The organism is Pseudonocardia asaccharolytica DSM 44247 = NBRC 16224, from assembly GCF_000423625.1.
GTDB classification, from domain to species: Bacteria; Actinomycetota; Actinomycetes; order Mycobacteriales; family Pseudonocardiaceae; genus Pseudonocardia; species Pseudonocardia asaccharolytica.
Genome location: NZ_AUII01000008.1, coordinates 34213 through 53128, shown reverse-complemented (window position 1 = coordinate 53128; position 18916 = coordinate 34213). Strand labels below are relative to the sequence as shown.

The window sequence follows — 18916 nt, the reverse complement described above, 5'->3', positions numbered from 1 at the left end:
GGACGCGGACCTCGTCCGCGCCCTCGGTCCCGTCGCCGGAGGAGTTCACGAGCTCGGAAGGGTCTCGAGCCGCGCCGTGACCCGTTCGATATCGGCGAGCGCCGCCTCCCGGCGGGCCCGGATCCCATCGACGACGTGCGCGGGCGCCTTCTGCGTGAACTTGGGATTTCCGAGCTTTTTCTCGGCCTGGTCGAGCTCCTTCTGCGCCGCGGTCAGATCGCGACCCAGCCGCGCCCGTTCGGCGGCGACGTCGATCGCGCCGGAGAGGTCCAGCTCGACGTGCACGCTGCCATTGCCGGGCAGACCGACCTCGACCGTCGCGGTCGGCGCGAAACCGTCGGACGGCGCGTCGAGCCGGGTGAGGAACCGGATGGCGGGCTCGTGCCCGGCCAGACCGGCGTCGTCGAGCCCGACGAGCCGGCCGGCGACCGAACGCCGGTCGGGCAGTCCCTGCTCGGTGCGGAACCGGCGCAGCTCGGTGATCAGCCGCTGGAGCGCCTCGACCCGCGCGGTCGCCGCGGCATCGGCCGGGGCGCCCGCATCGACCGGCCACGGGGTGATGACGACGGACTCACCGCCGGTCAGCCCGGTCCAGAGCGCCTCGGTGACGAACGGGATGATCGGATGCAGCAGCCGCAGCAGCGCGTCGAGCGCGTGCCCGAGCACGGCCCGGGTGCCCTCGGCCAGCTCCGGCTCGGCCAGCTGCGGCTTGGCCAGCTCGATGTACCAGTCGCACAGCTCGTCCCAGGTGAAGTGGTAGAGCGCCTCGGTGGCCTTGGCGAACTGGAAGTCCTCCAGCAGCGCGTCGGTCTGCTCCCGGACCTCGCGCAGCCGGCCGAGGATCCATCGGTCGGCGTCGGTGAGCCGGTCGGCCGGGGGCACCGGGAGGTCCGGGGAGGCCCCGCTCCCCAGCGCGAACCGGACGGCGTTCCACAGCTTCGTGGTGAAGTTCCGCGAGCCGGCGACCCATTCGGTGGACAGCGACATGTCCGCCCCCGGGTTGGATCCGCGGGCGATGGTGAACCGGAGCGCGTCGGCGCCGTAGTCATCGATGAGCGCCAGCGGGTCGATCGTGTTGCCGCGCGACTTCGACATCTTCTTGCCGAACTGGTCGCGGATCAGCCCGTGCAGGAACACATGCTCGAACGGCGGACGGCCGTCCATCGCGTACAGCCCGAACATCATCATCCGGACGACCCAGAAGAAGAGGATGTCGTAGCCGGTGACCAGCACCGATGTCGGATAGTAGCGCTGCAGGTCGGCGGTCTGCTCCGGCCAGCCCAGCGTGGAGATCGGCCACAGGCCCGAGGAGAACCAGGTGTCGAGGACGTCCTCGTCCTGATGCCAGCCCGCGCCGGTCGGGGGCTCGTCGTCCGGCCCGACGCACACCACCTCGCCGTCGGGGCCGTACCAGACGGGAATCCGGTGGCCCCACCACAGCTGCCGGCTGATCGTCCAGTCGTGCATGTTCTCGACCCAGTCGAAGAAGCGCTTCTCCAGCTCCTTCGGGTGGATCGTCGTGCGTCCTGTGCGGACGGCGTCGCCGGCTGCCCGTGCCAGCGGGGTCACCTTCACGAACCATTGAAGGCTCAACCGCGGCTCGACGACCGTGTCGCAGCGGCTGCAGTGCCCGACGGCGTGCAGGTAGGGGCGCTTCTCGGCGACGATCCGGCCCTCGGCGCGCAGCTGTTCGCGCACCGCCTCGCGCGCAACGAACCGGTCCATCCCGTCGAAGCGGGTGCCGGAGTTCATGACGACGGCGGCCTCGTTGAAGATCGAGGGCATCGGCAGGTCGTGCCGCCGCCCGATCTCGAAGTCGTTGGGGTCGTGCGCCGGGGTGACCTTGACCGCGCCGGTGCCGAAGCTCGGGTCGACGTGCTCGTCGGCGACGACGGGGATCATCCGGCCGACGATCGGCAGCTCGATCTCGCGGCCGACCAGATGCGCGTAGCGCTCGTCGTCGGGATGCACCGCGACGCCGGTATCACCGAGCATCGTCTCGACCCGCGTGGTGGCGACGACGACGGCGTCATCCCCGTCGCCGTAGCGGATGGAGACCAGCTCGCCCTCGTCCTCGTGGTGATCCACCTCGATGTCCGACAGCGCGGTGTGGCAGCGCGGGCACCAGTTGATGATCCGCTCGGCGCGGTGGATCAGGTCGTCGTCGAAGAGCCGCTTGAAGATCGTCTGGACGGCTCGGGAAAGGCCCTCGTCGAGGGTGAACCGCTCCCGGGTCCAGTCGACCCCGTCGCCGAGGCGGCGCATCTGGCCGAGGATCGCCCCGCCCGACTCGCGCTTCCAGTCCCACACCTTGTCGACGAACAGCTCGCGGCCGAAGTCGTGGCGCGTCTTGCCGTCGACGGCGAGCTGGCGTTCGACGACGTTCTGGGTCGCGATGCCCGCGTGGTCCATGCCCGGCAGCCACAGCGCGTCGTAGCCCTGCATCCGGCGGCGCCGGGTCAGGATGTCGATCAGCGTGTGGTCCATCGCGTGGCCGAGGTGCAGGCTGCCCGTGACGTTCGGCGGCGGGATGACGATGCAGAACGGGGGCTTGCCGGACGCGGGATCGGCCTCGAAATAGCCGCGATCCACCCACCGCTGGTACAGGCCGGCCTCTACCTCGCCAGGGATCCACTTGGCGGGCAGGTCGGACGTGCGCGATGGGAGGGTTTCGGTCACCCCGCAAGTCTACGAGCCGGGTGCCCTCGGATTCCGGGACCCCATGATCATCGGTTGGGAGGCTTGAGCTGCACCAATCGCGGCTCGGGGCACCGAATCGATGATCATGGTCCGGCCGGGAGCAGCGCGGCGTGCAGCCGGTCGAAACCGACGACCGGGACGAGCCTGCGCCGCCGGACCAGCTCCACGTGGAGGGCCCGCACCGAACCACTCGACGGCTCGTACACCCGCCAGACCCGGTCGCTCCCGGCCAACGCCAGCACGTAGTGCCGCGGCACCAGCGATCCGACGAGCAGTGGAACGGGGCGGTCCACGGCCAGCGCGGCGGTCACGGCCCTGGTCAGGTCGGCCACATCGGCCGCCGAGGTGTCGTCGACGAGCCGGACCTCGTAGCGGCCGGCGTCGGGCGCATGGTCGTGCAGCCAGCGCACCATCCCCCACGGCGTCGTGCCCAGGGCACGGGGCCACAACCGGTTGGTCTCCCGGTGTACCTGCCGCTGCCGCTCGTCGAACCCGCTGCGCGCCAACCGCTTCGCCTCGGCCGGATCGGCCCAGGCGGCCAGCGCCACCAGCACGGCGCTGCCGCAGGTGGTGCCGTCGACCTGGTCGAGCCGGACACCGTCGCGATACTGGTCGCCCACGGCGTCGTCGAGCAACCGATGGCCCCGGGGCACCACGGTGCCGATCCGGCGCTCGGCGAAGCCACGAGGGACCAGCAGGCGAACCGGCCCGGCGAGCCCGCATATCGTGCGCATCCGACCCCCGACCGCGTCCTATCGTGCACCGCATGGGGCAACGGACCGACGAGCTCGCCGCCTCCCTCTCCGCGGGTACCCGGACCGGCAAGCTCGGCTACGTCGCCGGCAACGGACAGCCGCTGGTGACGCCCGTCTGGTTCGTCGTCGAGGACGGCGAGCTGCTGGTCCGGTTGCGCCCCACCAAGGTCATCGCGGACCTGGATGTCACCGGCTGACGCGGGACGGTGCTCAGCCGCGCGCCTGCTGGTCGTGTGCCGCGCTGCCGCGCTCGGCGTCGCTCCCCCAGCCGTCGGCGAGATCGCCGATCTTCTGAGCGAAGTCGCGCGCCGCGACCGCCGGATCGGCCGCACGCCCGGCGGCGAGGCCGATGAGGAACGCGGTCACCGGTGCGGCTGGGCGGCTCACGCCGTGTGCCACGTCGGAGGTGAGGTCCAACACCATGTCGACCGTGGCATCACTCTCCACGGCCTCCTCCAGGCCGAGCTCACGGGAGACGGCCAGAACCCACTCGGACATCGCTTTCGATTCGTCGCTCACAGCCGCAACCTAAGCCCTGCGCGCGCCGACCGAAAACGGAGGCGAGGTGCTTCACCTTACGATGGGGCGTGTCCGCCCGACCCCTCGACGGCATCACCGTCGTCTCCTTCGAACACGCCGTATCGGTCCCCTACGCCACCCGGCTGCTCGCCGACCTCGGCGCCGACGTGATCAAGGTCGAACGACCAGGTGGCGACTTCGCCCGCGCCTACGACACCGCCTGTGGCGAGGTCTCCTCCTATTTCGCCTGGATCAACCGCGGCAAGCGCTCGGTCGTGCTCGACCTCAAGGACCCCGGTGGGCTGGCCGCCGCTCAGCAGCTCGCCGACCGGGCCGACGTCGTGCTGGCCAATCTCGGCCCCGGGGCGACGGCGCGGCTCGGACTCGACGGCGACACGCTGCGGGCGCGCCGCCCGGAGCTCATCACCTGCGAGCTCACCGGCTACGGCGACGGCGGCCCGTCGTCGGGACGCAAGGCCTACGACGCGCTGATCCAGTCCGAGGCCGGGCTGCTGGAGCTGACCGGCGACGGTGCCGTCACCGCGCGCGCCGGCATCTCCGTCGCCGATATCGCCGCGGGAGTGCAGGTGCACTCGGCCGTGCTCGCCGCGCTGCTGCACCGGCAGCGGACCGGCGCGGGCGCGACCCTGCGCATCAGCCTGCTCGAGGCGCTCGCCGAGTGGATGCACCAGCCGATGCTGTACGCCCTCGGGACCGGCGCTCCGCCGGCGCGCACCGGCGGCCACCATCCCTCCATCGCCCCGTACGGGCCGTTCACCTGCGGGGACGGCGCCGCGGTCCATCTGGCCGTGCAGAACGAGCGGGAGTGGGCCCGGCTGTGTGCCGTCGTGCTCGACGATCCCGGGCTCGCCACCGACCCGCGCTTCGCCACCGTCGCCGGTCGGGTCCGCAACCGCCCGGAACTGCACGCCGAGCTGCACCGCCGGTTCGGTGTGCTCACCGCCGCGGAGCTCGGGGTCCTGCTCGACGAGGCCGATATCGCATGGTCGAGCGTCGGACACGTCGCCGAACTGCCCGAGCACCCGCAACTGGTGGCGCGCAACCGCTGGCGGCCGGTTCCGGTGCCCGGCGGCGCCGACATCCCGATGCTGGTGCCCCCCGTCGACTCCTCGGCCTGGGGCGCGCCGCGGGAACACGCCGTGCCCGCGCTGGGCGCCCACACCGGCGAGGTTCTCGCCGAGCTCGGCTGTTCCCCGGACGAGATCGCCACCCTGACCCGGCACATCGTCCCCCGCCCCGTTCGCGTCATGGAGCCGTAACGTCGTCCGCAACTGGGCACCATCCGCGTTATGGAGCCATAACGCGCTGGAGTCGGGGCGGGGCTCAGGCCGAGCGCTCGCGCCGCTCCCGGCGCGAAGGGGTACGCGGCACGATCGTGGGGTTGACGTTCTCCCGGACGGTCTGCTCGGTCACGACAACCTTGGCGACGTCGTCGCGGCTCGGGATGTCGTACATGACCGGCTGCAGCACCTCCTCCATGATCGCCCGTAGGCCGCGGGCGCCGGTGCCGCGCAGGATGGCCTGGTCGGCCACCGCCTCCAGCGCGTCGTCGGTGAACTCCAGTTCCACACCGTCCATCTCGAACAGCTTCTGGTACTGCTTCACCAGCGCGTTGCGCGGTTCGGTGAGGATCTTGACGAGTGCGTCCTTGTCCAGCGAGGTCACCGAGGCCACCACGGGCAGCCGACCGATGAACTCGGGGATGAGACCGAACTTGATCAAGTCCTCCGGCATGGTCTCGGCGAAGCTCTCGGCCGCGTTCAGGTCGCCCTTCGAGCGGATCTCGGCACCGAAGCCCAGCCCCCGCCGGCCCACCCGGTCACCGATGATCTTCTCCAGCCCGGCGAATGCACCCGCCACGATGAACAACACGTTCGTCGTGTCGATCTGGATGAACTCCTGGTGCGGATGCTTGCGCCCACCCTGCGGCGGGACGCTCGCCGTGGTGCCCTCCAGGATCTTCAGCAGCGCCTGCTGGACGCCTTCGCCGGAGACATCGCGGGTGATCGACGGGTTCTCCGACTTCCGGGCGATCTTGTCGACCTCGTCGATGTAGATGATCCCGGTTTCGGCCCGCTTCACGTCGTAGTCGGCGGCCTGGATGAGCTTGAGCAGGATGTTCTCGACATCTTCGCCGACATACCCGGCCTCGGTGAGCGCGGTGGCGTCGGCGATGGCAAACGGAACGTTGAGCAGTTTGGCCAGGGTCTGCGCCAAGTAGGTCTTGCCGCACCCGGTGGGACCCAGCATGAGGATGTTGGACTTGGTGAGCTCGACGCCGTCGCCGCCGTCGCCGCGACCCTTGTCGCCGGCCTGGATCCGCTTGTAATGGTTGTAGACCGCGACCGAGAGCGTTCGCTTCGTCGGCGACTGGCCCACGACGTACTGGTCGAGGAAGTCGTGGATCTCGGCGGGCTTGGGCAACTCGTCGAGCTTGACCTCGCCTGCCTCGGCAAGCTCTTCCTCGATGATCTCATTGCAGAGATCGATGCACTCGTCGCAGATGTAGACGCCAGGGCCGGCAATCAGTTTCTTGACCTGCTTCTGACTTTTCCCGCAGAACGAGCACTTGAGCAGGTCACCGCCGTCACCGATGCGTGCCATGAGTGCAGACCCCAGTCCCTCCGGCGCGCCCGGCGACGCGCCCGTGTTCGTGACGGTACCTGCCGAACCCGCTCCGATGGGAGCACGTAGGCCCCGAATCAGGAACGGGTCGGCAGGCGGTCGGCCAGCTAGCCGACCACGGACAGCTTCCGGCTCTGGATGATCTCGTCGATGATCCCGTACTCCTTGGCCTCCTCGGCCGTGAGAATCTTGTCCCGCTCGATGTCGTCGTGCACCTGCTCCGGCGTGCGCCCGCTGTGCTTGGCCAGCGTGATCTCGAGCAACCGGCGCATCCGGGTGATCTCCGCCGCCTGGATCTCCAGGTCGGACACCTGACCGTAGACGCCCTGGGTGGCCGGCTGATGGATCAGGATCCGGGCGTTCGGCACCGCGAGCCGGCGCCCCGGCGTTCCCGCGGCGAGCAGCACGGCCGCGGCCGACGCGGCCTGCCCGAGGCAGACCGTCTGGATGTCGGGGCGGATGAACTGCATCGTGTCGTAGATCGCCATCAGCGACGTGAACGAGCCGCCGGGCGAGTTGATGTACATGCTGATCTCGCGGTCGGGGTCCGCCGACTCCAGGCACAGCAGTTGCGCCATGACGTCGTTGGCCGACGCGTCGTCGATCTGCACCCCGAGGAAGATGATCCGCTCCTCGAAGAGCTTGTTGTACGGGTTGGACTCCTTGACCCCGTAGCTGGTGCGCTCGACGAACGACGGCAGCACGTACCGCGACTGCGGCATCTGGTAGTTGCTCATCGAGCACTCCCGTTCTGGTTCGCGTCGGGAAGCTGACCTGCGCGGGAGATCACATGGTCGACGAAGCCGTACTCGAGGGCCTCCTGCGCGGTGAACCACCGGTCGCGGTCGAAGTCGGTCATGATCTTCTCGACCGTCTGGCCGGTGTGCCCCGCGATCAGCTCCGCCATCTCGCGCTTGTGCCGCCGGAACAGTTCCGCCTGGATGGCGATGTCGGACTCGGTGCCGCCGACGCCCGCCGACGGCTGGTGCATGAGGATCTGGCAGTGCGGGAGCGCGTACCGCTTGCCACGGGCCCCTGCCGAGAGCAGGAACTGGCCCATCGAGGCGGCCAGCCCCATCGCGAAGGTGGCCACATCGCACTCGATGAACTCCATCGTGTCGTAGATGGCCATCCCGGCGTTCACCGATCCACCCGGCGAATTGATGTACAGCGAGATGTCCGCGGTCGGGTCCTCTGCCGACAGCAGCAGCATCTGTGCCGCGATCCGGTTGGCGATCTCGTCGTCGACCTGCTGGCCGAGCACGATGATCCGTTGCTGGAGCAGCCGTTCATACACCGAGTCGGACAGCGTCATGCTCGGCGGCGCGGAACGCATCTCCACCCGATGGAAATCGGCGCGACGGTCCGCGCTGCGCGGGCCGATGTCCTGCTGCGTCACTTCATTCTGCCTTCTGCTCGCTCGCGTGGAAATCGTTGGAGGTCCAGCCGGACCCGGGGACTTCGCGATCTGTGCACCCGACCCTACGCGGACTCGGGCCCCGGCGGCTGAGACCAGCGCGGTTGTTCGCTGTCGGCGCAGCGGGCACCGCGCATGCGATGCCTCAGGCGCTGCTCGACGCCGGCTTCTCGGCCTCGGTGGTCTCGCCGGCCTCGCCGGTCTCGCCGGCCTCGGCCGACTCGTCCTCGGGGCCGAACAGCTCGGCGATGTCGACGACGTTGCCCGAGCCGTCGGTGACCGTCGCCGCCCGCACGGCCGCGATGAGGGCCTTCGTGCGCCGCACGTCGGAGTAGATCGCGCCGAGCTGACCGGCCTGCTGGATGCGCTGGACGAACTCCTCCGGCGCCATCCCGTACTGCTGGGCCTGGAAGATGATGCGCTCGGTGAGCTCCTGGTCGTTGACCGAGACCTCCTTCGCCTCGGCCAGCGCGTCGAGGACCAGCCGCGTCTTGACCGACTTCTCGGCCTCGGCGCGCGCCTCGGCGTCGAACTCCTCGCGGCTGCGCCCCTGCCCGGTGAGGAACTCGGCGAACTTGTCCTCGTCGTGGTCGAAGGCGTGCACGGCGTCGTGCAGCCGGGACTCGACCTCCTCGGTGACGATGCTTTCGGGCAGCGGCACCTCGGTGGTCTCGACGATGGCCTCGAGGACCTTGTCGCGGGCCTGCGCGACCTGCTCCATCCGGCGCATCCGGCCGAGCCGCTCCCGCAAGTCGGCGGTGAGCTCGTCGAGCGTGTCGAACTCACTGGCCAGCTGGGCGAACTCGTCGTCGGCGTCGGGCAGGTTGCGCTCCTTGACCGAGGTGACCGTGACGGTCACCTCGGCGTCGCGGTCGGCGTGCTCACCGGCGACCAGCTTCGAGGTGAACGTCTTCGACTCGCCGGCGGACAGGCCGGTGATGGCCTCGTCGATGCCCTCGATCAGACCACCCTGCCCCACCTGGTAGGAGAAGCCGGTGGTCGTCGCCTCCTCGACGGGTGTGCCGTCGACGCTGGCGGACAGATCGATCTGGACGAAGTCGTCCTTCGCCGCGGGCCGCTCCACGCCCGAGAGCGTGCCGAAGCGGCTCCGCAGCTGGTCGAGCTGCTCGGTGACCTGCTCGTCGGTGACCTCGACGTCGTCGACGGACACCGTGAGACTCGCCAGGTCAGGGAGGGTGATCTCGGGCCGGACGTCGACCTCGGCGGTGAAGGCGAGCTTGTCGCCGTCGGCGAGCTCGGTGAGCTCGATCTCCGGGCGCCCGATCGGTTTGACCTCCTCCGACGCGGTGACGGCCTCGCCGTACTTGGCCGGGATGGCCTCGTTCACGACCTCGTCGAGGACGACGCCACGACCCAGCCGGGCTTCGAGGATGCGCGCGGGAGCCTTGCCGGGGCGGAAACCGGGGATGCGGACCTGCTGGGCGATCTTCTTGTACGCGCGGTCGAAGTTGGGCTTGAGCTCGTCGAACGGCACCTCGACGTTGATCCGGACGCGCGTCGGGCTGAGGTGCTCGACGGTGCTCTTCACGGTGGTACTCCTCGGACTGGCGGACTCGGTAAGAGATGGCGGGTCGGGCCGATCGCCCGGAGCGATCAGACGGCGTCACCGGTTCGCGCGAGTCTAGGCGAGACCGGCATGGTCGCCATCAGCCGCCCGCTGCGTGTCCGGCGCCGCCGCGCCGCCCGTACCGGTGGGAATCTCCTCGGCGATATCGCAGAACGTGATCTCGACAGAGACCGGGCCGAGCACACCGCGAACCAGCGCACCGATCTCCTCGGACAGCCGGGGCAGCGCGACGCCGGGCCGGACGACCACCCCGACCCGCGCCGACCGCGCAGCCACCTGGACCCCGAGCACGCGGCGGCGCACCGGAAGATAGGAGACGATGGCGCCGAACGGACCCCCATCGAGACACGCGACGGTCGGGTGGCCGAGCACGGCGGCGGCCACCGCGTCGGCGGGGTCGATGACGGGGGCCGCTGGGTCCGGCACGCGCCCAGGGTACGGGGGCCGCACCGGTTTCGCCCGGTACGCGAGCCCCGCCGCGACTATGCTCGCCGGCGCGGGCCGATCGTTCCCGGGGTGCACGGCCTCGTTCCCGTCGGCGCGCCGGCGGGGTGAGCGGTGACGGCGACGACGACGGGACACGCTGACGATCACGATCTGCCCCCTGGCGTCCCGACCGCACCGCGAGCGGGCCGGACCGGCGGCCGGGACCTCGACGAACCGACGCTCGTCGTGCGGGCCCAGGAGGGGGATCTCCGTGCCTTCGAGGTCCTCGCGCGGCGCCATCAGGCGGCGCTCTACCGGCTGGCGGTCCGGGTGCTGGACAACCGGGACGATGCCGAGGACGCGCTGCAGGACGCCCTGCTGGACGCGTGGCGGCGGATCGGCCGGTTCCGGGGCGAGGCCAGCTTCTCGACCTGGATGTACCGGATCGTGACGAACCGGTGTCTGGGACTGCTGCGCAGGCGCGGGCCCGCGCTGCCGGTGGCCGAGATGGCCGAGATGGTCGAGGTGGCCGAGGCCGGGACCGGGATCGTCCCGATGCCCGCGCGACGCCCCTCCCCGGAGGACGCCGCCGAGCTCGACGCGGGCCTCGTGGCGCTGCGGGCGGCGCTCGCGGACCTGCCCACGCAGCAGCGGGTCTGCTTCATACTGCGCGAGCTGGAGGGCCTCGGGTACGCCGAGATCGCCCAGATCACCGGGGCGGGCGAGCAGGCGGTGCGCGGACGGATCCACCGGGCGCGAACCCGGTTGGCGGAGGTGATGCGGCCATGGCGGTGACCCCGAAGCCGGAGGTCGAGCCCACCGGGCGCCCGGTCGAGCCGCTGCCCTGCGGACGCGATGCCGCGCGGGTATGGGACCACGCCGCGGCCGGCCGGCTGGACGCCCACGAGCTCGGCTGCCCGCACTGCACGACGGCGGTTGCGGACGCCCGCGGCCTCCTCCGCCTGGTGCGCCCGATGGCGATCGAGCCGATGGTGCCGCCGCCGTCGCTGCTCCAACGGGTGGTCGGGGCGGTGCTGATCGAGCGGTCCGGGCGCGACGAGCTGACACTGCAGTCACCGCACGGACCCGCCTCGCTGAGCCGGGTCGCGGCCGCCGCGGTGCTGCGTCATGTCGTGGACGGGATGGACGGGGTGCGGGCTCGCAGCTGCCGCATCGGGCAGCCCGAGCCGGGCGCGGTGCACGTGGCGATGACGGTGACCGCGCGGTTCGGGACGGATCTGGTCGCGGTGGCGGCGCGGCTGCGCCGGCTGGTCATCGCCGCGGGCGAGCAGGTGCTCGGGCTGTCGGTGCGCCGAATGGATATCGAGGTCGTCGACGTGTTCGACGTGCCGGAGCCCGGAGTCGTGCGGTGACCGGAGTCCTGCGGTGACCGAGGTCCGGTACCACGTCGGCGAACGGCTGCTGGCCCGGCTGGCCGCGCGGCACGCCCGGCAGGTGCCCGGGGTCGCCGGGCTGCATCCCGCGGGCGCCACCGCGCGGGTCGAGGGCGGATCCGCGGAGGTGGCACTCGCGATTGTCACCCGGCTGGGCTACAACTGCCGGGATGTCGCGGTGGCGGTTCAGCGGGCGGTCGGCGGCGCACTGACCCGCTACACCGGGCTCGACGTCCGGGTCCGCGTCACCATCACCGACGTGCTGCTCGACTAGCCCCGAGCACGCAGTCGCCGCAGATGCCCCCGCCCGGCAGCCGGTAGTAGAGACAGCAGGAGCGGCGCCGGAACGTCCATTCGACATCGGGCGGGCTGGGCGGCAGCCGCTCCCCCGACCCGGCGAACGGGCCGCGCTGGAGTACCCGGTCGGTGATCCGGGCGGCGCGCACCGCCGCGCCGGGCCGGGCGCTGCCGATGAGCCGCTTCCCGGCCGCCACGCTCGAGGCCGCGTTGCCCCACAGCAGCCGCTCGGAGATGGGCACCTGCGCGCGCACCGCCGCGACCAGCGGAGCCAGATGCTCCTCGACCACCAGCGCGGTGAACGCCTCGGCCGTCGCGGCCGGCTCGTCGGGCAGCGGCCCGGCCGCGGGGTCGGCGACCCACAGCGGCCATGGCCCGGTCACCGACACCCGCCAGTGCAGGGAGCGCGCCGTGAGCAGGGGCAGCACCCCGTGCACGACGACGACGGCGAGCGGCGCGGAGAGCACCCGCGCGGCCAGCCCCTGAAACGCGATGGAGGCCGCGATCCGGTCGTCGGCCCCGTCGAGCATCCGCCGCACGTGCGCGATCCGGGCGCGCAGCGGTTCGGGATCGGCATACAGGTCGGCCATGGGGCGCCAGGTCGGGTCCGCCCGTTCGGCGGGGTGGGTGATCACCTCGAAGAAGGAGCCGAACCCGGCCACGTCGGCGAGCGCCGCTCGGACATCCACTGCTGCTATCACCCGGATAGTCTCTCCAGAAAGCCCTCGGTCGGGTGTTATAGCGGATCGGATCAATGCGACGAAATGGTCGAAATACGTTGAATCGGCGGGGTTGACGCTGATCACACTGTAGTCATCGCGGTCACTCGCCTCGTCACTGGCGCATTCCCCGCGCGGCGTGCGACTCTTTAGCTTGGTTGACCGCTCCCGGCGCTGCGTGCGGTCGCGCTGTGCGATGCGCAGGCTGACGTTTTGGATCGCGTCGGCCGAACATCGTGCGTCCGAAATACCAACCGGAGCGGCACACCGCTCCGGGCAGCACCGACCGGACGAGCCCCCGGACCCTTACGAGGAGCATCGGATCCCGGCTCGGACCGCCATGTGTACACGTCGTCGTCCCGATGCGTCGATCGTCGGGGTGCACCGAGACGACAGGAGGAGCCGTTGGCTGCGATGAGCGACCAGGCCCGCACCCCGTGGGGTGTGATGAAAAGTCCCACCGAAGGCCTCTACGCCCGCGACCATGAACACGACGCCTGCGGCGTCGCGATGGTCGCCGACCTTGCGGGCCGGCGCGACCACGGCATCGTCCGCAAAGCGCTGACGGCGCTGCTGCGCCTGGAACACCGGGGGGCGCGGGGCGCGGAGGCCAACACCGGTGACGGCGCGGGAATCCTGATCCAGACCCCCGACGCCTTCTTCCGCGAGGTCGTCGACTTCGAGCTGCCCCCGGTGGGGGCGTACGCGGCCGGTATCGCGTTCCTGCCCACCGAACGCGCCGATGCCGACGTCGCGGTGGAGAAGATCAACGCGCTGGCCGCCGAGGAGGGACTCCGGGTGCTGGGCTGGCGTGAGCTGCCCATCGACCCGGACGAGGCCGACCTCGGCCCCACCTCGCTCGCCGCGATGCCGAGCTTCCGCCAGCTGTTCCTGGCAGGCGCCGAGCAGGAGAACCCGCCGACCGGGATCGAGCTGGAGCGGCGCACCTTCTGCCTGCGCAAGCGGGCCGAACACACCACCGGGGTGTACTTCGCCAGCCTCTCCCCGCGGACCATCGTCTACAAGGGCATGCTCGCCGAGCCCCAGGTGGAGGCCTTCTACCCGGACCTGTCCGACGAGCGGGTGACCACGGCGCTGGCCCTGGTGCACTCCCGGTTCTCCACGAACACGTTCCCGGCGTGGCCGCTGGCCCACCCCTATCGCTACGTCGCGCACAACGGTGAGATCAACACCCTGCGTGGCAACCGGAACTGGATGGCCGCCCGCGAGGCGCTGCTCGCCTCCGACGTACTGCCGGGCGATCTGGCGCGGCTCACCCCGGTCGTCACCCCGGACGCCAGCGACTCGGCGACCTTCGACGAGGTGCTGGAGCTGCTGCATCTGGGCGGGCGCAGCCTGCCGCACGCGGTGCTGATGATGATCCCCGAGGCGTGGGAGAACCACGCCGAGATGGACCCGGCGCGGCGGGCGTTCTACGAGTACCACTCCACCCTGATCGAGCCGTGGGACGGCCCGGCGCTCGTCGCGTTCACCGACGGCACCGTCATCGGCGCCGTGCTGGACCGCAACGGGCTGCGCCCGGCCCGGTACTGGGTCACCGAGGACGGGCTGGTCGTGCTGGCCTCCGAGGTGGGTGTCCTGGACATCGACCCGGTCACGGTGGTGCGCAAGGGCAGGCTCGAACCGGGCCGGATGTTCCTCGTCGACACCGCGGCCGGCAAGATCGTCGATGACGACGAGATCAAGGGTGAGCTCGCCGCCGCGCATCCGTACGCCGACTGGCTGCACGCGGGTCTGGTCCGGCTCGAAGAGCTGCCCCCGCGGGCCCGCGAGCCGATCGCGCACTCCGCGCTGGTGCACCGTCAGCAGTCGTTCGGATACACCGAGGAGGAGCTCAACGTCCTGCTCCGCCCGATGGCCGCATGCGGTGCCGAGCCGATCGGGTCGATGGGTAACGACGCGCCGCTGGCGGCGATCTCGCAGCGCCCACGGCAGCTCTACGACTACTTCACCCAGCTGTTCGCCCAGGTCACCAACCCGCCCCTGGACGCGATCCGGGAGGAGCTGGTCACCTCGCTGCAGAGCCAGCTGGGCCCGGAGCAGAACCTGCTCTCGCCCGGCCCGGCGAACTGCCGGCGGCTGATGGTGCCGTTCCCGGTGCTCGGCAACGACGACCTCGCCCGGATCATCCACGTCAACGACGACGGCGAGTTCCCCGGCTTCGCCTCGCACGTCGTGCGCGGCGTGTTCGCGGTCGCCGAGGGCGGCGCCGGGCTGGTCCGCAGGCTCGCCGAGATCAAGGCCGAGGTCTCGCGGGCGATCGCGGACGGCGCCCGGCTGATCGTGCTGTCCCAGCGCGAGGTCGACGCGGCGCACGCGCCGATCCCGTCGCTGCTGCTGACCGGGGCCGTGCATCAGCACCTGGTGCGGGAGCGGACCCGGACCCGCGTCGGGCTCATCGTCGAGTCCGGCGACGCCCGCGAGGTGCACCACATCGCGCTGCTGATCGGCTACGGCGCGGCCGCGGTCAACCCGTTCCTCGCCATGGCTACCGTCGAGGATCTCGCCGAGCGCGGCGACATCCCCGGCGTCGACGCCCGGACCGCCGCCAAGAACCTGATCAAGGCGCTGGGCAAGGGCGTGCGCAAGACCATGTCCAAGATGGGTGTCTCGACGGTGGCGTCGTACACCGGCGCTCAGATCTTCGAGGCGATCGGGCTGGGCCAGGAGGTCATCGACTCCTGCTTCACCGGCACCACCTCCCGGCTCGGCGGCGTCGGCTTCGACGTGCTCGCCGAGGAGGTGCTGTGCCGGCACCGCAAGGCGTTCCCGGCGGACGGGATGCGACCCAGCCACCGCGCCCTGGAGACGGGCGGCGAGTACCAGTGGCGCCGCGAGGGCGAACTGCACCTGTTCAACCCGCACACCGTGTTCAAGCTGCAGCATTCGACGCGGTCGGGCCGCTACGAGATCTTCAAGGAGTACACCCGCGCCGTCGACCACCAGGCGCAGCGGCTGATGACGCTGCGCGGGCTGTTCCGGTTCCGCGACGAGGTGCGCCCACCGGTCCCGATCGACGAGGTCGAGCCGGTCGAGTCGATCGTGAAGCGGTTCGCCACCGGCGCCATCTCCTACGGCTCGATCTCCCAGGAGATGCACGAAACCCTGGCGATCGCGATGAACCGGCTCGGCGGCAAGTCGAACACCGGTGAGGGCGGAGAGAACTCCGAGCGGTTCACCCCGGACCCCAACGGGGACTCGCGGCGCAGCGCCGTCAAGCAGGTCGCCTCCGGCCGCTTCGGGGTGACCAGCGAGTACCTGGTCAACGCCGACGACCTGCAGATCAAGATCGCGCAGGGCGCCAAGCCCGGCGAGGGTGGGCAGCTGCCGGGCAGCAAGGTCTACCCGTGGATCGCCAAGACCCGGTACTCCACGCCGGGCGTCGGGCTGATCTCGCCGCCGCCGCACCACGACATCTACTCGATCGAGGACATCAAGCAGCTCATCCACGACCTGAAGAACGCCAACCCGGCCGCGCGCGTGCACGTCAAGCTGGTCAGCCAGGTCGGCGTCGGCACGGTCGCGGCGGGCGTGGCGAAGGCGCACTCCGACGTCGTGCTCATCTCCGGGCATGACGGCGGCACCGGCGCCTCGCCGCTGAGCTCGATCAAGCACGCGGGCGGGCCGTGGGAGCTCGGTCTGGCCGAGACGCAGCAGACGTTGCTGGCCAACGGATTGCGCGACCGGATCGTGGTGCAGGCCGACGGCCAGCTCAAGACCGGGCGCGACGTCGTCATCGCGGCACTGCTCGGCGCCGAGGAGTTCGGCTTCGCGACCGCGCCGCTGGTGGTGTCGGGCTGCATCATGATGCGCGTCTGCCATCTCGACACCTGCCCGGTCGGCGTCGCCACCCAGAACCCCGAGCTGCGCAAGCGGTTCGACGGGCGGCCCGAGTACGTCGTCAACTTCATGCGGTTCGTGGCCCAGGAGGTCCGGGAGTACCTGGCCCAGCTCGGTTTCCGGACGCTGGCGGAGGCGGTCGGGCACGCGGAGCTGCTCGACACCGACGCCGCGGTGGCGCATTGGAAGACCGAGGGGCTGGACCTGCGCCCGATCTTCCACACCCCGCAGCTGCCCCCCGGCACCCCCCGGCACCGCACCAGGTCCCAGGACCACGGCCTGGAGAAGGCGCTGGACAACACCATGATCCAGCTCGCCGAGGGCGCGCTCGCCGAGGGCGACCGGGTCCGGCTCGACCTACCGGTGCGCAACGTCAACCGCACTGTCGGCACCATGCTCGGCTACGAGCTGACCAAGCGGTGGGGCGGCGAGGGGCTACCCGACGACACCATCGACGTCACACTCACCGGCTCGGCGGGGCAGTCCTTCGGCGCCTTCGTACCGCGAGGCATCACCCTGCGCCTGGTCGGGGACACGAACGACTACTTCGGCAAGGGGTTGTCGGGCGGGCGGCTCACGCTGCGGCCGGACCCGGCGGCACCGTTCGCGGCCGAGGAGAACATCATCGCCGGCAACGTGATCCTCTATGGGGCAACCTCGGGTGAGGCGTTCATCCGCGGCGTCGTCGGGGAACGCTTCTGTGTGCGCAACTCCGGGGCGCTGGCCGTCGTCGAGGGGCTCGGCGACCACGGTTGCGAGTACATGACCGGCGGCCGCGTCGTCGTCCTCGGCAGGATCGGGCGCAACTTCGCGGCCGGTATGTCCGGCGGTACCGCATACGTGCTCGACCTGCCCCGCGGCCGGGTCAACACCGAGATGGTGGACCTCGACCCGCTCGACGACGACGACCGCGAGTTCCTGCGCACGACGGTCGAACGGCACCACGCGGAGACCGGTTCCGCCGTGGCACACGCGCTGCTGACGGACTGGGACGTCGCCGTCGAGCGCTTCGGCAAGGTGATGCCGAAGGATTTCAAGCGGGTGCTGAACGCCCGCGCGCAGGCCGAGAAGGACGGCCGGGACATCAACGAGGCGATCATGGAGGCGGCACATGGGTGACCCGAAGGGATTTCTCACCACCCCCCGGGAAGCTCCGAAACGCCGTCCGGTCGATCTGCGCCTGATGGACTGGCGCGAGGTCTACGAGGATTTCCCGCACGACCACCTGGAGGCCCAGGCCGGGCGCTGCATGAACTGCGGCATCCCGTTCTGCCATCAGGGCTGCCCGCTCAGCAACCTGATCCCGGAGTGGAACGACCTCGTCTACCGGCGCGACTGGCGCGAGGCCATCGAGCGGCTGCACGCCACGAACAACTTCCCGGAGTTCACCGGGACGCTGTGTCCCGCCCCGTGCGAGGCCGCCTGCGTGCTGGCGATCAACAGCGACGCCGTCACGATCAAGCAGGTCGAGCTCGAGATCGTCGACCGGGCCTGGGACGAGGGCTGGGTGACCCCGCAGCCGCCCGAGGTCAAGACGGGCAGGAAGGTCGCCGTCATCGGCTCCGGGCCCGCGGGGCTGGCCGCGGCCCAGCAACTCACCAGGGCCGGGCACGAGGTCGTGGTCTTCGAGCGGGCCGACCGGATCGGTGGGTTGCTGCGCTACGGCATCCCCGAGTTCAAGATGGAGAAGGCCCGGCTCGACCGGCGCCTGGTCCAGATGCGGGACGAGGGCACGCTGTTCCGCGCCTCGGTCGACGTCGGCACCGACGTGAGCGTCGAACAGCTGCGCGACGACTTCGACGCCGTGGTGCTCGCCGGCGGGGCCACCGCATGGCGTGACCTCCCGGTGCCCGGCCGCGAGCTCGACGGCGTCCACCAGGCGATGGAGTACCTGCCGCTGGCGAACCACGTGCAGCAGGGTGATATCGACGCACCGGCGATCACCGCTGAGGGCAAGCATGTGGTGATCATCGGCGGCGGGGACACCGGGGCCGACTGCCTGGGCACCGCGCACCGCCAGGGTGCCGCGTCGGTGACCCAGCTGGAGATCATGTCCACGCCGCCGCAGCGCCGCACCGAGGCCATGCCGTGGCCGACCTACCCGATGATCTACCGGGTCTCCTCGGCGCACGAGGAGGGCGGCGAGCGGATGTACTCGGTCAACACCACCGAGTTCGTCGACGACGACACCGGCGCGGTCAAGGCGCTGCGGCTGGTCGAGGTCTCCAGGGGTGCGGACGGCAGGTTCGCCCCCGTCGCGGGCACCGGGCGGGAGATCCCGGCCGACCTGGTGCTGCTGGCGATGGGCTTCGTCGGCCCGGAGAAGGGCAAGCTGCTCGCCGACCTGGGCGTGGAGCTCGACGAGCGCGGCAACGTCGCGCGCGACGAGCACTACATGACCAGTGTCGACGGGGTGTTCGTGGCCGGCGACATGGGCCGGGGGCAGTCACTGATCGTGTGGGCGATCGCGGAGGGCCGGGCCGCCGCCGCGGGCGTCGACCGGTACCTGACCGGCCGCGACGTGCTGCCCCGCCCGATCAACCCGACGGATCGGCAGATCGCCTGACCGGGACGAGCCAACACAGATCATCCGT

The 18916-nt window shown here is 70.8% G+C and carries 16 protein-coding genes; 7 read left to right on the top strand and 9 right to left on the bottom strand.

Annotation, left to right across the window (positions count from 1 at the left end; genetic code table 11):
- Positions 1–45: 45 nt before the first annotated feature.
- Together G567_RS0111270 and G567_RS0111265 are read right to left on the bottom strand one after the other, a co-directional pair.
- Positions 46–2679: a valine--tRNA ligase gene (locus G567_RS0111270; RefSeq protein WP_028930074.1), complete on the bottom strand. Its 2634-nt coding sequence runs from the start codon at positions 2677–2679 to the stop codon at positions 46–48.
- A 104-nt stretch (positions 2680–2783) separates the two neighbouring features.
- Positions 2784–3434, bottom strand: a complete 651-nt coding sequence (locus tag G567_RS0111265; protein ID WP_084796057.1) for a hypothetical protein — start codon at positions 3432–3434, stop codon at positions 2784–2786.
- Between the two features lie 32 nt (positions 3435–3466).
- Between G567_RS0111265 and G567_RS34155 the strand changes: the two genes are divergently transcribed.
- Entirely contained in the window at positions 3467–3652 is a 186-nt protein-coding gene (locus G567_RS34155; RefSeq protein ID WP_028930072.1) for a pyridoxamine 5'-phosphate oxidase family protein, read from the top strand.
- Between the two features lie 13 nt (positions 3653–3665).
- Here the strand turns inward: G567_RS34155 and G567_RS28200 are convergent, their stop codons facing one another.
- On the bottom strand, positions 3666–3953 hold the full coding sequence (locus G567_RS28200) for a DUF6457 domain-containing protein (RefSeq protein WP_037056832.1): 288 nt from the start codon (positions 3951–3953) through the stop codon (positions 3666–3668).
- Between the two features lie 89 nt (positions 3954–4042).
- Between G567_RS28200 and G567_RS0111250 the strand changes: the two genes are divergently transcribed.
- Positions 4043–5254, top strand: coding sequence for a CaiB/BaiF CoA transferase family protein (locus tag G567_RS0111250; protein ID WP_028930071.1), 1212 nt, complete (start codon positions 4043–4045; stop codon positions 5252–5254).
- A 64-nt stretch (positions 5255–5318) separates the two neighbouring features.
- Here G567_RS0111250 and clpX read toward each other — a convergent pair whose 3' ends face one another.
- The 5 genes from clpX to G567_RS28190 form a co-directional block, all read right to left on the bottom strand.
- Positions 5319–6599 (bottom strand): ATP-dependent Clp protease ATP-binding subunit ClpX, encoded by a 1281-nt coding sequence (gene clpX, locus G567_RS0111245; protein WP_028930070.1) that lies wholly within the window; start codon positions 6597–6599, stop codon positions 5319–5321.
- A 128-nt stretch (positions 6600–6727) separates the two neighbouring features.
- Complete coding sequence (locus G567_RS0111240) at positions 6728–7357, bottom strand: ATP-dependent Clp protease proteolytic subunit (protein ID WP_028930069.1); 630 nt, start codon at positions 7355–7357, stop codon at positions 6728–6730.
- Positions 7354–7956 carry a ClpP family protease gene (locus G567_RS28195; protein ID WP_051232834.1) on the bottom strand — a complete coding sequence of 201 codons (603 nt, stop codon included), beginning with the start codon at positions 7954–7956 and terminating at the stop codon, positions 7354–7356. The genes G567_RS0111240 and G567_RS28195 overlap by 4 nt, the downstream gene beginning before the upstream one ends.
- A 226-nt stretch (positions 7957–8182) precedes the next feature.
- Positions 8183–9586 (bottom strand): trigger factor, encoded by a 1404-nt coding sequence (gene tig, locus G567_RS0111230; RefSeq protein WP_028930068.1) that lies wholly within the window; start codon positions 9584–9586, stop codon positions 8183–8185.
- 93 nt (positions 9587–9679) lie between these two features.
- Positions 9680–10051, bottom strand: coding sequence for a hypothetical protein (locus G567_RS28190; RefSeq protein WP_051232789.1), 372 nt, complete (start codon positions 10049–10051; stop codon positions 9680–9682).
- A gap of 132 nt (positions 10052–10183) precedes the next feature.
- Here G567_RS28190 and G567_RS0111220 point away from each other — a divergent pair, with 132 nt between their 5' ends.
- From G567_RS0111220 to G567_RS0111210, 3 genes are read left to right on the top strand one after another with little or no spacing between them, the layout of a single operon-like run.
- The gene (locus G567_RS0111220; protein ID WP_211223898.1) at positions 10184–10846 is read left to right on the top strand and encodes an RNA polymerase sigma factor; all 663 of its coding nucleotides are present in this window, start codon (positions 10184–10186) and stop codon (positions 10844–10846) included.
- Positions 10837–11424, top strand: a complete 588-nt coding sequence (locus tag G567_RS0111215) for an Asp23/Gls24 family envelope stress response protein (RefSeq protein ID WP_051232788.1) — start codon at positions 10837–10839, stop codon at positions 11422–11424. The genes G567_RS0111220 and G567_RS0111215 overlap by 10 nt, the downstream gene beginning before the upstream one ends.
- 13 nt (positions 11425–11437) lie before the next feature.
- Entirely contained in the window at positions 11438–11719 is a 282-nt protein-coding gene (locus tag G567_RS0111210; protein ID WP_028930065.1) for an Asp23/Gls24 family envelope stress response protein, read from the top strand.
- Here the strand turns inward: G567_RS0111210 and G567_RS0111205 are convergent.
- The gene (locus G567_RS0111205; protein ID WP_028930064.1) at positions 11697–12443 is read right to left on the bottom strand and encodes a (2Fe-2S)-binding protein; all 747 of its coding nucleotides are present in this window, start codon (positions 12441–12443) and stop codon (positions 11697–11699) included. The two genes, G567_RS0111210 and G567_RS0111205, sit on opposite strands and share 23 nt — an antisense overlap.
- A 432-nt stretch (positions 12444–12875) precedes the next feature.
- Here G567_RS0111205 and gltB point away from each other — a divergent pair, with 432 nt between their 5' ends.
- Positions 12876–17441, top strand: coding sequence for a glutamate synthase large subunit (gltB, locus tag G567_RS0111200; protein WP_245585630.1), 4566 nt, complete (start codon positions 12876–12878; stop codon positions 17439–17441).
- Positions 17434–18888 (top strand): glutamate synthase subunit beta, encoded by a 1455-nt coding sequence (locus G567_RS0111195; RefSeq protein ID WP_028930062.1) that lies wholly within the window; start codon positions 17434–17436, stop codon positions 18886–18888. Before gltB ends, G567_RS0111195 begins: the two co-directional genes overlap by 8 nt.
- Positions 18889–18916: the final 28 nt, after the last annotated feature.

What these genes read in the sequence shown, in the direction of transcription:
- G567_RS0111265 (WP_084796057.1), bottom strand. Translation starts at nt 3,434, where the DNA reads ATGCGCACGATATGCGGGCTCGCCGGGCCGGTTCGCCTGCTGGTCCCT.
- G567_RS34155 (WP_028930072.1), top strand. Translation starts at nt 3,467, where the DNA reads ATGGGGCAACGGACCGACGAGCTCGCCGCCTCCCTCTCCGCGGGTACC.
- G567_RS28200 (WP_037056832.1), bottom strand. Translation starts at nt 3,953, where the DNA reads ATGTCCGAGTGGGTTCTGGCCGTCTCCCGTGAGCTCGGCCTGGAGGAG.
- clpX (WP_028930070.1), bottom strand. Translation starts at nt 6,599, where the DNA reads ATGGCACGCATCGGTGACGGCGGTGACCTGCTCAAGTGCTCGTTCTGC.
- G567_RS0111240 (WP_028930069.1), bottom strand. Translation starts at nt 7,357, where the DNA reads ATGAGCAACTACCAGATGCCGCAGTCGCGGTACGTGCTGCCGTCGTTC.
- G567_RS28195 (WP_051232834.1), bottom strand. Translation starts at nt 7,956, where the DNA reads ATGCGTTCCGCGCCGCCGAGCATGACGCTGTCCGACTCGGTGTATGAA.
- G567_RS0111215 (WP_051232788.1), top strand. Translation starts at nt 10,837, where the DNA reads ATGGCGGTGACCCCGAAGCCGGAGGTCGAGCCCACCGGGCGCCCGGTC.
- gltB (WP_245585630.1), top strand. Translation starts at nt 12,876, where the DNA reads ATGAGCGACCAGGCCCGCACCCCGTGGGGTGTGATGAAAAGTCCCACC.
- G567_RS0111195 (WP_028930062.1), top strand. Translation starts at nt 17,434, where the DNA reads ATGGGTGACCCGAAGGGATTTCTCACCACCCCCCGGGAAGCTCCGAAA.